This is a genomic window from Nostoc sp. JL31 (genome assembly GCF_017114965.1).
Classification (GTDB): domain Bacteria; phylum Cyanobacteriota; class Cyanobacteriia; order Cyanobacteriales; family Nostocaceae; genus Nostoc; species Nostoc punctiforme_A.
Genome location: NZ_JABXKO010000033.1, coordinates 66,021 through 80,538, shown reverse-complemented (window position 1 = coordinate 80,538; position 14,518 = coordinate 66,021). Strand labels below are relative to the sequence as shown.

Sequence of the window (14,518 nt, the reverse complement as noted above, 5' to 3'; positions counted from 1 at the left end):
TTGATCGATAAACTGATTGATGATTTGTTGACCATTCACCCACAGTCGCACACCATCATCAGCAGTGGTGTAGAACTTGTAAGTTTCGCTGTACTTGGCTTCTACCTGACCTGTCCACCGCGCTGAGAAGCTATCTGCATCAATCGACGCATTGGGGGAACCAGCACCCCAGTTAAAGTTCACCGTCGAATCTGTGCGAGTTACCTTCAGGTTGGTGAAGTCAATGTTGTCGTAATACTCTGCTTTTAGTCCATCTCCTTGAGAGAGTAGGCTAGAGCGAGCAGAAATGCTGGTTTGCCCTTGGTCAATGCTTTCTAGAGATGATTTAGTCGTAATTACTGGGCTTACAGATGTTGATAAGTTTTGATTTGATGCCATAATTAATGTTGCAGGATTAGTTTTGCATTGATGAGTATTTCAACCAAGAATGCATCATAAAGCTTGATATAAATATATTGATCAGCTAATCATTGATTGGCTTATAAATATATCTTTATTAATTACTAATTATGAATAATTACTTGAAGAACATATTAGTCTTTGTTTGCTTTCAAAAAATTACTGAGTTTTTGAAACCTTCTAAATTTCACTGATGTGCAGATGCATATTCAGTAAGGCAAGCAATGCTCAAGAAAGCAAATACATGCGTAATTAGTCAAATGTAATAACTTTACATAGATTACTTAAGTATTCTTTTACTTCTACATATTTGACAATAGATAGCGGTGTTATGTCTATCTTGTTTATGGAACTTTGTTTAAATATTCACATTGGCATATTCTTTTTTAAAGGAATATAAAAGTTTTGATAATGTTTAAGTAAAAATTGCCAAAGTACCGGATAATTTAATGTATTTTATCTACAGATTTATTAACTATATAAAAATTTGATAAAGAAAAATTTTAATATTTAAAGATTTAAAAAACTAATATTTATCTATATTTCATTTGACTATTACTTTATCTCTTTGTTACCAGAACCAGCAGAAATATAGTAATAACCTAAAATCAGTGGAAAAAAAACTTTGCAAAAGCCTCACCAGTCATGCATTTAAGCTAGAGAACACAATTTACTGGAATTAAAAAATAATCAGTTTGACCTTGCACATCCCACTTTCCCCTAGACTAGGGGCAGCAACCTTGTTCAAACTGGCTGAGGAAAGTGGACTTTGACTGAGACAAACAATTTAAACTCTACCATCCAGAATCTCTCACGCAGGGAATTGCGAGATTTAGTGCGGACTCAGCTGCAAATGCTCCTAGAAGCAGGAGACTTGCAGGGAGCAAAAGCTATTCTCGTACCCGTGCAGCCTGCGGATATCGCCGAGGCGATTGAGGGTTTGCCAGAAGCGATGCACGCTTTGGCTTTTCGCTTGCTTTCTAAGGATGAAGCTATAGAAGTTTATGAATATCTCGACTACAGTGTTCAAGAACGGTTAATTGAAGAACTTAAAAGCCAGGAAGTCCGCGATATTGTCGATCAAATGTCGCCGGATGACCGAGCTAGGTTATTTGATGAATTACCGGCAAAAGTCGTCAATCACCTGCTAGAACAACTGAGTCCAGCAGAACGTCAAGCTACAGCCCAACTATTGGGTTATGAAGCTGATACAGCTGGACGAATTATGACGCTAGAGTTAATCTCGCTGAAAGAAAACTTTACAGTATCTCAAGCTCTAGAGCGAATTCGCAACTTAGCTAATGCCAGTGAGATGATTTATTATCTTTATGTCATGGATGCGGCAAGGCGCTTAACGGGGATTGTATCGTTGCGGGAATTAGTAACGTCTCAGCCTGAGCAAATTATTGGCGAAATTATGACCCGTGATGTGGTGTTTGTCTACACTGATACAGACCAGGAAGAAGTTGCAAGATTAATCCAAAGATATGATTTTTTGGCTGTGCCTGTAGTAGATCGAGAACAGCTTCTAGTAGGTATTGTTACGGTGGATGATGTGATTGATATTCTGCAACAAGAAACCACCGAGGATATCTATGCTTTGGGTGGTGGTGTGCAGTCGGGGGGCGACAATTATTTTCAAATGAATTTGCTGGAAATCGCTCGGAAGCGGGTTGTCTGGTTATTGGTCTTACTTGTAACCAATACCGTCACAGGCACGATTATTAAGTCGCAAGAGGATCTTTTAGCAAAAGTGGTGGCACTAACAGCCTTTATCCCCTTGTTGACTGGTACTGGGGGTAATGTAGGCGCTCAATCTTCCACAGTGGTGATTCGCGGGATGAATACCGATGAAATCCGATCGCTTGGTGCATTGCAGGTAATCGGCCGGGAAGCGATCGCTGGGGCACTATTGGGAGGAATGTTAGGTACGATCGCTACTGTCTGGGCTTATTTTCTGCAAGGACGATTAGAAGTAGCGATCGCTGTAGGCACTAGTTTGGTAGCTATCTCTATTTTGGCTTCAATCTCCGGTTCAGCATTGCCATTTCTATTTCGCTATCTTCGTTTAGATCCGGCATTAATGTCAGCACCATTTATTACCACAGCAGTTGATGTTGTAGGTGTTTTGATTTATTTCAATTTGGCGCGGGTAATTTTAAAGTTATGAAAAAAGTCATTAGTCATTAGTCATTAGTCATTAGTGAATAACACACTACAAATGACAAAGGACAAATGACTAACTTAACTTTTATAATTCTGATTCCGTATCTGGAGCAACAATTTCGCCAGTACCTAATTGAAGTATCAAGTCCTGCTCAGTAATCAATCCGCTGAGTTCCTTCACTTGTAAATTCATTTCTTCACAAGCTTGTCTGAGTTCTTGGGCAAATTTATTGAGGTCTTGACCATAGCCACATTGATAAGCAGCGGTTTCAATCCCTTGCTTGGCATTTGCTCTAGCACAATCTACTAATTCTGTGCCATGCAGTGGTGTAAGAGATGCCATAAACCTTGTTATTATTCTTTAAATGTACGCTGTTAGCCAGATTATCAATATTTGGACATGAAATCATCCCTCCAATGGATGACCATGAGGGTAGAGTTATAAGTTTAGAATTAGGAGTTAAAAATTAAAATTTGTAAGTTTAAAATATATCGTTTATAACTCTTAATTCCTAACTCCTCACTCATAACTCATAACTATTTTAATTACCCGTTTACAACATCTCCTCCATTGACATGTAACACTTGTCCAGAGACATAAGAAGCATCATCAGAAGCTAAATATACGTAGCTAGGAGCAACTTCTTCTGGTTGTCCGGCTCGTTCCATTGGTACTTGTTTACCAAAAGTTTCAACTTTCTCTTCGGGAAAAGTTGAGGGAATTAAAGGTGTCCAAATTGGGCCTGGCGCGACAGCATTAACCCGAATTCCTTTTGATACCAAATTTTTTGATAATGAACGAGTAAAAGCAACGATCGCACCTTTTGTAGAGGAATAATCTAGTAGTTGTGCATTACCTTTATAAGCTGTTACCGATGTGGTATTGATGATAGCACTGCCTGCTTGTAGATGCTTGAGTGCAGCCTTAGTCATGAAAAACATCGAGAAGATATTAGTGCGGAAAGTTCGCTCTAGTTGTTCTTCGGTGATTTCTTCAATACTTTCTTTCGGATGTTGTTCGGCGGCGTTGTTGATCAGAATATCGAGTTTTCCAAACTCACCAACTGTTTGTTGTATGGCTTGCTGACAAAAACTTTCATTGCCAATATCACCTGCAATAGTTACTGCACGACGCCCTTGTTTTTCTACCAAATGTTTTGTTTCTTTGGCATCATCGTGTTCGTTAAGGTAAAGAATAGCCACATCTGCACCTTCTTTTGCAAATGCGATCGCAACAGCACGACCAATCCCACTATCTGCACCTGTAATCAATGCTACTTTATCTTGTAACTTACCACTACCCCGATACTGAGCATCATCTGCTTTGGGTTTTGGTGTCATTTCTGATTCAACACCTGGTGTTTCTTGTTGCTGTGGCGGTTGTAATTTTTGCTCTTTTTTCTCTTTTGATTTAGCCATCTGTTTTACCTTGGTAATTGAATATTGAATGGGTGTTGGAAAAGGGGAATTGGGCACTAGTTATACTCCATCTTTCTCCTATTCCCTATTTCATAACTAAACCTTGGATCGGAAATTCAACCCAAGGTTTATTTTTTGCTTTGACTCTCACTAGCCATTTGCAATTTTAGGCATTTATATCCTCGATGTCTGCCAAACTTACTTATTCCAGAAACTCTACGCAACTTACATTATTTATCCTTACGCCTGACCATGAAAATAAGTACACAACTCTAATGTGATGAAGAATTTATCTTTTTCATCTGCTTTCAAGTTAACTATTATATTGCTGTACTTTATCGCCCCCTAGAGGTAAAGTAAGCAGCAATTAGGTCAACCTTAAGAGGGAAGAGAATTAAAGAAGTCGGCGATTTGCAGGTTGCTATAGTTTGATTGATCCTTGCTGACTTCCAGAAAATTTTTACAAAACTACCTGAATCTTGACACGGTGACTATACATCGTCCAAAAGGGTGCTTGGTGCGCTACATTGAGATCATTAGAGGGCAGGGGCTATGGCAACATTAAATATTTCCGAGTTAGAACAGGTTGAAAAGTTTCGCCACTTACAATTAACCCTGCGCGATCGCTGGAAAACGAGCGAACTATTTGACAATAGCGAAGCGGATATTTTAATTATTCCCTCCTTGAGTCTCGACCAGCGCGAACTCCAAAAGATTGAAGGCTGCGAACATTATGAAGAAAGATTACTATTTTCCTTAATTCGGTTGCGGAATCCCCAAACTCGGCTGATTTATGTAACATCAGTACCGCTGCATCCAAGTATCATTGATTATTATTTGCAGCTCTTGCCGGGTATTCCTTTTTCTCATGCTCGCAATCGCTTGCTGTTACTTTCTACTTACGATTCCTCCCTTAAGCCTCTGAGCCAAAAGATTTTAGAACGCCCCCGGTTGCTAGAGCGGATTCAGCAATCTTTGAGGCTAGACAAATCATTTATGATCTGCTATAACTCTTCGCACTGGGAAGGCGAATTGTCTTTACAATTAGGTGTACCACTGTATGCTGCTGCACCAGATTTACAGATTTGGGGAACAAAAAGTGGCAGTCGGCAAATTTTCAAGGAAAGCGGAGTACCGCATCCAGATGGCAGCGAAAAAATTTGGAACCCCACAGATTTGGCAGAAGCTACCGTTGATTTGTGGGAACGCCAACCAACATTAAAACGGGTAGTAGTAAAACTCAACGAGGGCATTTCTGGCGAGGGGAATGCATTGTTGGATCTCAGACCGATTGAGAATTTAGCACCAAACATTGGTACTCATGCCGAAAGGGTAGCTGCAATTAGCGATCGCTTGGCAACGATGCGCTTTCAAGCAAAACTTGAGACGTGGGATAATTTTTCGGGAAGAATCCCGGAATTAGGGGCAATTACGGAAGCATTTGTGGAAGGGGAAATTAAGCGATCGCCCAGCGTCCAAGGACGGATCACACCCCAAGGCGAAGTGGAAATCCTTTCAACTCACGACCAAATTCTTGGAGGACCAGACGGTCAGATTTATCTTGGTTGTAGCTTTCCTGCTGATGAAAGATATCGATTGCAATTACAGCAATTGGGACTTCAAGTTGGCAGAAAGCTAGCAGACAAAGGTACTTTAGAGCGGTTTGGGGTAGATTTTATCGCTGTTGACAAGGGTAACGGAGAGTGGGATATTCAGGCGATCGAAATTAACCTACGTAAAGGTGGTACAACTCATCCATTCATGACCCTGAAATTATTAACAAACGGTCGCTATGACCTTTCCACGGGTTTATTTTATAGTCAACAAGGTCGTCCAAAATACTACGTTGCCACTGATAATCTCCAAAAAGAGCGCTATCAGGGATTATTACCCAATGATTTAATGGATATCATCGCTTACCACAGACTGCACTTTGACAGTGGCACAGAAACGGGCACAGTGTTTCATCTTATGGGTTGCCTTTCGCAGTTTGGCAAGGTGGGATTAACCAGCATCGGTGATTCTCCACAACAAGCACAAGACATTTATAACAGAGTTGTCAAAGTTCTGGATGAAGAAACCCGTAGCGACAACCGTGATTTCTCGGCGTTTTCAGATTATTCCTTTCCCGTGGTTTGGGATGAATTATAGGGGCACACTTCGGTTAAGGCAAAAGACGCGATAAATCGCGTCTTTGGTGTCTAGAATTTTCATCAAAGAACCTTAACCGAACCGTATTGATTGAGAACCGCTATAAAATTATGATTACCGCATCTGTGCAAAAATCGGAAAAGTCCCTTTAGGTGATTAGTTCTGAATGCGATCGCTATTAGGTAAATTTTGCTGATTGCTTGGCTGTTTACCAGATTGGAATTGAGTATATATATAGGTTACTACTGCTAAAGTCACCCCAATAGCCAACACCACCCCTACAATTCGCAAGAAATTGGGAGTAATTCTCGTAGTTAGCTGCTCACTTAGCCTTGGTTGGTAAATAGTGTCATCCGTTCGTGCTTGTGGTCTGCTTTGATTAGACGCACGTCGTGGCTGATATAACGTCACATCTGGTGGCACTTGTTGCCCGCCTTGATTAGATCCTGGTCGCGGCTGAAACAACGTCTTATCTGGTGACACTGGTGGTCTATTTTGATTAGCTGCTGGTCGCGGTTGAAACAATGTCTTATCTGGTGGTACTTGTTGTCCACCTTGATTAGATCCTGGTCGTGGTTGAAACAACGTCTTATCTGGTGGTACTTGTTGCCCACCTTGATTAGATCCTGGTCTTGGTTGATATAACGTCACATCAGGTTTGCTGGCGTTGGGATTATTCACAGGACTCTGTTGATTTTGATCGATCGGGTTAAATGGTCTGGGAACGGTTTCGTGATTTGAACCTTGGTTGAAACCAGATGGAGGGCGAATAACAGTATCGTCGTTTGATTGTCTCGGAACAGTTTCGTGATTTGAGCCTTGATTGGATGGAGATGGAGGGTGAATAACAGTATCGTCGTTCGATTGTCTCGGAACAGTTTCGTGATTTGAGCCTTGATTGTATGGAGATGGAGGACGCAGAATCGTGTCGTCGTTTGATTGTCTGGGAACAGTTTCGTGATTTGAGCCTTGATTGGATGAAGATGGAGGACGCAGAATCGTGTCGTCGTTCGATTGTTTGGGAATAGTTTCGTGATTTGAACTTTGATTGGAAGAAGGTTGCGATCGCCCAGTAATTTGTCCGGGTACACTAGATTCTGTGGCAAATTTGGCAGCAGCTTGCAAAGCCTGATTTAGTTCTTCTACCGTTGCAAATCGGTTGGCTGGGTTTTTGTGGAGGCATTTCATCACCACGGCTTCTAATTGTACGGGTAAATTCTCGCACCCTGGTTGCGATCGCAGTGGTTTTGGTGGCTCATAAGCATGAGCTAATACCCAAGAAGCCTCACTAACATGACTACCCTTAATGCTGATTCCAAATGGGTCGGCGGCACTCAGCATTTCATAAAGGATAATCCCTAAGCTGTAAATATCACCTCTAGCATCCAGGTTTTGATCGCTTTGGATTTGTTCAGGAGGTGCGTAACGAAATGTACCGATAAATGTACTAGTTATATTTGTAATATTGGAATTTTCTGAAGATTCACTACGAATTTTGGCAACACCAAAATCCAAAACCTTCACCCACTCTCCCAAATCTGTCGGGATCAAAAATATATTATCTGGCTTCAGGTCGCGGTGAACTACCTGAATATGTTCAGTGGTTTTGCCACTATCTCGTTGGAGAGTAACTCCTTGATGGGCAAGCTGTAGACCTTTACAAACTTGCGCCATAATCTTCACCGTCCGCTCAACAGACAGCCGCTTTTCGCGCAGCAGTAATTGCCTGAGAGTTTGCCCCCGTAAATATTCCATTACATAAAATGGAAAACCTTCCGGGGTTACACCACAATCACTAATCTTAACAATGTGGTCGCTTTGCAAAGCAGCACAAACTGCCACCTCCCGCTCAAAACGCTTTCTCATTTCGAGCGATGCCACTAGCGTATCTTTGAGCAACTTCAACGCTACCTGCTGACCAACACGGGTATCTGTTGCTAGGAAGACTTCTCCCATGCCACCCCCGCCTAACCGTCTGTCTAAACGGTATCGCTGGTTATCACCTACAAAGCGACCATTCCAAGAATTTGAAGAAGGTGGGGATTTCATCTGGGGGAACCCATCCTAGTTACTTTAAAATGTTAACTTTAGTCCGAGATAGTACTAGTATTACAAATAAATATAAGTGGTTGCTTAGTAACTTAAATAATTATTAGCAATATATGCTACTAAGCAATTCTCTAATTATACTCAGCTTAACATAAAAGTAATACTAGAAATTTGATGAAATGTTTAAAATTAAGACTTATGGCAGTTGAAATTTGTTTCTAATGTTAAGTTAACGCAAATTCGACGGCAATCCGCGTCACAGAATATTTAAAGTTTTGCAAAATATATTCTGTCAATGTGCTATGGCGTACATGATTAATATGTGCTATTGCCATGAGGAATGAGGATGAGTAATGTGCTCTCTATAGCCGCAGTGACAGCAGTACTAAAAGTCTTGCTGGAAAATGGCTTAGTCAGCGATCCGATCGCTGCTAGTGTTGGTGATGTGATTGTAACTGCCCTACCGCCCGATCGAATTTCAGTTGAAGCTGACGAGCGCGCTCAAATCAATCTCTTTCTCTATCAAGTGACGCAGAATCGGAATGTCGATTGGGTATCTCAAGAATTTCGCAGCAGGCACTCACCTATTAATGGAAACTCGCGCTCTCGGACTCCGCCGCTGGCTCTTGACCTCCACTACTTACTAACAGCCTACGGAGCCAAGGATTTTCAGGCAGAGCTTTTACTCGGCTATGCAATGCATTTATTACACAAAACACCAGCGATCACATCTGATATTATTGAAAATACTTTGATAAATGCATCTACAACCAATACTTCAAGTGCTTTTTCGCAAGCTGTAGCAAGTGTGTCTGTATCTGATTTAGCTGAACAAATTGGGCAGATCAAATTGACTCCAGAGTTTTTTAATATGGAAGAAACTTCTAAGTTATGGTCTGCTTTACAAACACACTATCGACCTTCAGCTACCTATTTGGCGTCAATGGTATTGATTGAAAGTGCCAATGACAAGTCTGAAAATTTTTCTATGATGCCCTTGTCTCAACCGAATATAGAGCAAGTTATAGCTCCGGCCAAGACTGAACAAATGATTGTTACAGGTACAACATTAGTAATTCGTGGTAAACGGTTACGCGGTGAAATCACACGAGTTCGTTTCGGCAATACGGAGACATTACTAGTACCTCAAGAAGTAAAAGAAACGCAAATCAGCTTGTTAGTCCCACCAGATTTATACGCAAGGGTACAGGGTGTCCAAGTTGTACATCTAACAATGGGCAATGCAGGGCAAACGAATCATCTAGTTGAATCGAACGTTGCGGCTTTTGTCTTACATCCAAGAATTACAGCATTTGTCGCTCAAGTGGAAAATAGCGGCGACAATTTACGTGCAGCAGAAATTACCGTTAAATTCCAGCCCAAAGTAGGTAAGGCACAGCGGGTAGTTTTGCTACTCAATGAGGTATCAGGTGATAGTCCAGTAGGTTATTCTTTCTTGGTTACACCACCGACTCAAGACACAGATGCAATCACGATTCCAGTCAAAAATGTCAAGCCAGGAACTTATATTGTCCGGGCGCGGGTAGATGGCGCCGAAAGTCCACTGCAAAAGAATCAGTTTGGGGAATATGATTCGCCACAGGTGACAATTTTATGAATGCTACGACAATTAATCACAATTGGGATGAGGCAAACTACCATTACCTATCAGCAGCCCTAGCCGTGGTGCGTGGTATTTTAGAAAATCACACGGCAAAAGAGCAAAATCAACCTGAAGAGAGCAACCAAGAGCATTTACAACAGGCATTACAGGAAGCCGCTGCTGCGATGCCTGCACCATCGGCATTGGAGAGAGTCTGCAAAATGTTTAACCTCTCATCCTTTGAACGTGATTTGTTGCTGTTGTGTGCGGGTATGGAATTAAATGGATATTTTGCCAAATTGTGTGCTATAGTTCACGACGATTCACAACGAGCTTACCCAACTTTGGGTTTAGCTTTAGCAGCTTTACCTAACGTCCATTGGGATGCGATCGCTCCAAATGCTCCCTTACGTTATTGGCGGTTAATTCAAATTGGTGATGGTCATTCCCTGACTCTTAGTCCCTTGAGAATTGACGAGCGAATTTTACATTATCTCACGGGTATTCAATATCTTGACGAACGGCTAGCTGGTATTATTGAGCCATTACAAGAGGTTAGCGATTTAGTACCCTCGCATCAAGATTTAGCAGAGCGAATCGCAGCAGTTTGGTCACAAGCTTACAAGGTTAATAGCTTGCCTATCGTCCAGTTATCTAGTGGTGAAACTGCCAGTAAACGTGACATTGCCGCCACAATTTGTCAACTTCAGGGTTTAAGCTTGTGGGTAATGCCTGCACAAGTCATTCCTTTAGCACCTGGCGAGTTGGATAATCTCATCCGCCTGTGGACTCGCGAGACGATTTTAAGTAAGAGTGCCTTACTTATAGACTGCAACGAACTGGATACTAATGATACAGCACGGCTGAATGCGATCGCTCGTTTCATCGAACGCATAAAGGGCTTTTTAATAGTCACGAGTCGCGAACGGATCGGCTTATCACAACGCCTAGTAGTTAATTTTGACGTACATCAACCAACTAGCAAAGAACAAGGTGTAGTTTGGCAAGATGCACTAGGTGCGAGTGCATCGCAAATGAATGGGCAAGTCAAAACCCTAGTGGATCAGTTTAACCTCAATGCCGCAACCATTCGTGCTGCTTGTGCAGAAGCCGCAGGACAGTTGGCACAAACACCAGAAACCGATATCACTAGCATTTTATGGGATGCCTGCCGCGTGCAAGCACGTCCGCGCTTAGATGAACTCGCCCAACGGATTGAGCCATCTGGTGATTGGGATGACTTAGTATTGCCAGAGGCACAGAAACAAGTTCTCCGGGAAATCGCGGCTCATGTACGGCAACGTAGTACTGTATATAATAATTGGGGTTTTGGGGGCAAAAGTGCTAGGGGATTGGGAATCAGCGCTCTATTTGCAGGTAGTAGCGGCACTGGGAAAACTTTGGGAGCAGAAGTACTGGCTCATAAATTGCGCCTCGACCTCTATCGGATTGACCTATCATCGGTAGTCAGCAAATATATTGGTGAGACAGAGAAGAATTTGCGCCGGGTATTTGATGCCGCAGAACAAGGTGGAGTGATTTTGTTATTTGATGAAGCTGATGCTTTATTTGGCAAACGGAGTGAAGTTAAAGATGCGCGCGATCGCTATGCCAATATAGAAGTTAGCTATCTATTGCAACGTATGGAAAGCTACCCAGGTCTAGCAGTCTTGACTACGAACTTGAAGAGTGCAATTGATACAGCATTTCTGCGGCGGATTCGCTTTGTAGTGCAGTTCCCCTTCCCCGATACAACCCAACGAGCCGAAATTTGGCGGCGTGTCTTTCCAGCCGAAACCCCAACCGCAGATTTAGATGCTCTGCAACTAGCACGGCTCAATGTCGCTGGGGGTAATATCCGTAACATTGCTTTAAATGCAGCTTTCCTGGCTGCCGATGCCGGGGAAGCAGTGCAGATGAAACACGTATTACGGGCGGCTCAAACAGAATATAGTAAGTTGGAGAAACCCTTGACTGATGCAGAAGTTGGGGGATGGATGTGATTTTACATGATGCCTTAATAGCAAATGCTTGTATAGGACTCCTATTTGATTTTTGAACAAGACTCAGTACGGCGGATCTATGCCTTCTTTCCTGTTCCCTGCCCACGCAAGTAAATTCAGGAATCAAACCGGATTCCTATAGCTTGATAGGTTGTAAAATTTGTGAACGATTTCTAGGACAGGCTGTATTTACGCCAACTAATATAGCAAACAAAATTACTCTGGTAATTCACCAAATCTTTCCCGATAGCGAGCAAGCATGGACTCCATTTGGGCAAGTTGTTGCTCGGCTTGTTGACGCTGTTGCTGTTCTTGGTGTGCTACTTCTTCTGGCGTGGGTGTCAGTTGTCCATCGGGAGTGAAAAAGCGCAACTTCGATTGATAAACTCCCAAATATAACTGCAATTGCTGACTCCATAACAAACCAGCTTCATTTGCTTGCAGTTCTTGATAACGACCATCTAATAAGTGAAATCCTTTAAATTCTAAACTTACTGGATCAAACCAAAAATAATCAGGAGTCCGCCAAATATCTTGATAGATTTCCTTTTTCAACCCTCTATCAGTAGCAGCGGTTTTGTCAGAAAGAATCTCTACAATCACATTTGGGTATTTGCCATCTTCTTCCCAAACTACCCAGCTTTTGCGTATTTTGCGTTGGGTATTTAAAACTACAAAGAAGTCGGGGCCTCTAAATTGCTCAGACTTACGCTGACGCGGACTGTAATAAATCGTCATGTTACCGCAAGCGTAGAAATCTTGATGCTCCTGCCACAACCATTCCAAACACTGAATCAACAGCAGTATTTGCCGCAAGTGAAGTTCTGTTTCCAAAGGTGGTTCATCACTGTATAAATCACCAGGAGGAAATATAACATCTTCTGGTGTGTCTTCTAAAATTATTCCTAAATCTTGAGCAGAAGACATAATAATTTCTCGTTTGACAAGATAAATCTAACTTAACCCAATTCATTCACCTGCAAAAGCGATCGCCCCAGCTTTTCATCCCAGCTTTCTAAGAATTACAAGTCTCGCTCACACAGAGCCACAGCCGGCAAAGAATAATTTATACTTAAGTCGATAGCGATCGCCACCTAACAAATTGTATAATTTGATTCAAAAATATGCTTGAGGATGTGAGATGAGCGATCGCATATTTGGGTCTAAGAAAGTAGGTACATCCACTTCAAATCCGTCGCTGATCTCAGCAACAACTCCAACGCTGGCGAATCCAGTGCGCGGCTTTGACATTGCAAATAAAGCTCCAATCCAAGCATCCTCTGAGGTATCAATCGACCTGCAAGCAGCTCAGTGTGCTGGCGAACAATCCTTAGAACCACAAGCTATCAAAAAAAAGCCAGTTCACGACATTAGTTGCATAGCGTTGCGTCGTCCACAAGCAAAACTGACGGTTGGAGAACCAGGAGACCAGTATGAGCAGGAAGCCGATAAGGTCGCTAATCGAGTCATGTCAATGCCTAATACTGCGATGCAACCGCAGATGACACCAGAAGAACAGACTCAAGAGGAAGAAGTGCAAAGTAAACCTCTCGATGTTTACTTTGGGCAAAGGAAATCGCTAGGGAATAATGAGTTGACCCATGTAGTACAAGACAAAGGTGGGGTATTGCAGAGAGATGTGTTGCAGAGAGCGCCAAAAAACCCAGTAGTTACAGAACTTTCCACAAAACTGCCACTGACGGAAGCCAATGCAAGATTAATTGATGCTTGTCATAATTTAGGTAGTATTTATGTGGATTTATCTGTCGCAAATACTGATTTAATCAGTACAAAATTAAGAATTTTCTCTATAAATTACGATATGGCTTACAGCAATTACTCAAGAGTAATTGGTCAAGGAAGAGCAGAAGCACAAAATCAAACTCTTTGGAGAGGAATATTTTTAGGAATAGGAACGGGTGTTTTAGCAGGTCTTGCTGCCGCCTATATTGCTCCTTCTACCGCAGGTGCATGGTTTGCTCTCACTCTAGCGGATGCAGGTACAGCAGCTGGTTCTTCATTTTTACAAGCAGCTGCATCTTCCACAATAGCTCTTGCTTTATCAGATGCCATCACAACGCGAGGCAGTGATTTACAACCTGGTGGTCTTTCACCTGATATGCTGCGAAGTAATATTTGGCAACACGTTGCATCAATGTATCGTGGTGCATTGCAAACCAATCAAGTATTAGCAAACTTACATAAAAATACCGTTATTCTTGAGCGATTAATTGCAGAAATCAGGGTACAAATTGCTGGTGGTGCATCGTCATATTCGTCAGCAGATATACTAACAGCAACTAATGCTATGAACGATCGCATTAATGGAATGGCAAGTGTCTTTAGTGAGTTGAGACAAAAAGCAACTGCGATGAGTGCCTTTGGTAATTCTATTTTGGCTTATGACCCTACTAAACCTGGAGTCGATCAAATAGAAAAAGATATTTGGATTATGTGGATGGGAACTTTAAGTAATGATGACTCTGACATTCTTGATTTAGATAATATTGAGGATCATTTGAAGAGTATCGGGATTTTAGGTAATGGTGGTTTATTAGGTGTAGATTTTGGAGACTATACCTCGGAAGACGATGAACTAGCGGCTTTAGCAGCAGCTCGTCCTCGCGCTGCAACCATACGAGGGAAGTACGATCAAACCGCTTCTCAATGGACTGCACCAAGTCCATGAGTCAACTTTTAATTATTTACTTTGATTTGTTTGCAGAGC

Annotated in this window: 10 protein-coding genes; 5 read left to right on the top strand and 5 right to left on the bottom strand. The window is 42.0% G+C overall.

Annotation, left to right across the window (positions count from 1 at the left end):
* Positions 1-378 (bottom strand): PA14 domain-containing protein (locus HWQ43_RS06280; RefSeq protein ID WP_292731340.1); only part of this gene is annotated, 378 nt, incomplete at its 3' end.
* Positions 379-1,168: 790 nt separating this feature from the next.
* Here HWQ43_RS06280 and mgtE point away from each other — a divergent pair.
* Entirely contained in the window at positions 1,169-2,569 is a 1,401-nt protein-coding gene (gene mgtE, locus HWQ43_RS06275; RefSeq protein ID WP_292731338.1) for a magnesium transporter, read from the top strand.
* 81 nt (positions 2,570-2,650) lie between these two features.
* On the opposite strand, the gene HWQ43_RS06270 is transcribed toward mgtE, so the two are convergent.
* Both HWQ43_RS06270 and HWQ43_RS06265 read right to left on the bottom strand, forming a co-directional pair.
* The gene (locus HWQ43_RS06270) at positions 2,651-2,908 is read right to left on the bottom strand and encodes a hypothetical protein (protein ID WP_292731336.1); all 258 of its coding nucleotides are present in this window, start codon (positions 2,906-2,908) and stop codon (positions 2,651-2,653) included.
* A 203-nt stretch (positions 2,909-3,111) separates the two neighbouring features.
* A complete protein-coding gene (locus HWQ43_RS06265) occupies positions 3,112-3,984 on the bottom strand; it encodes an SDR family oxidoreductase (protein WP_292731334.1) in 873 nt (290 codons plus the stop codon).
* 552 nt (positions 3,985-4,536) lie between these two features.
* Between HWQ43_RS06265 and HWQ43_RS06260 the strand changes: the two genes are divergently transcribed.
* On the top strand, positions 4,537-6,135 hold the full coding sequence (locus tag HWQ43_RS06260; protein WP_292731332.1) for a peptide ligase PGM1-related protein: 1,599 nt from the start codon (positions 4,537-4,539) through the stop codon (positions 6,133-6,135).
* Between the two features lie 156 nt (positions 6,136-6,291).
* Here the strand turns inward: HWQ43_RS06260 and HWQ43_RS06255 are convergent, their stop codons facing one another.
* Positions 6,292-8,184 carry a protein kinase gene (locus tag HWQ43_RS06255; protein WP_292731330.1) on the bottom strand — a complete coding sequence of 631 codons (1,893 nt, stop codon included), beginning with the start codon at positions 8,182-8,184 and terminating at the stop codon, positions 6,292-6,294.
* Positions 8,185-8,530: 346 nt separating this feature from the next.
* On the opposite strand from HWQ43_RS06255, the gene HWQ43_RS06250 reads away from it, so the two are divergent.
* Complete coding sequence (locus tag HWQ43_RS06250; protein ID WP_292731328.1) at positions 8,531-9,802, top strand: DUF4255 domain-containing protein; 1,272 nt, start codon at positions 8,531-8,533, stop codon at positions 9,800-9,802.
* A complete protein-coding gene (locus tag HWQ43_RS06245) occupies positions 9,799-11,790 on the top strand; it encodes an ATP-binding protein (protein ID WP_292731326.1) in 1,992 nt (663 codons plus the stop codon). Before HWQ43_RS06250 ends, HWQ43_RS06245 begins: the two co-directional genes overlap by 4 nt.
* 216 nt (positions 11,791-12,006) lie before the next feature.
* Here HWQ43_RS06245 and HWQ43_RS06240 read toward each other — a convergent pair whose 3' ends face one another.
* On the bottom strand, positions 12,007-12,717 hold the full coding sequence (locus HWQ43_RS06240) for a Uma2 family endonuclease (RefSeq protein WP_292731324.1): 711 nt from the start codon (positions 12,715-12,717) through the stop codon (positions 12,007-12,009).
* A gap of 214 nt (positions 12,718-12,931) precedes the next feature.
* On the opposite strand from HWQ43_RS06240, the gene HWQ43_RS06235 reads away from it, so the two are divergent.
* Entirely contained in the window at positions 12,932-14,479 is a 1,548-nt protein-coding gene (locus HWQ43_RS06235; protein WP_292731322.1) for a hypothetical protein, read from the top strand.
* The last annotated feature ends 39 nt before the right edge of the window (positions 14,480-14,518 follow it).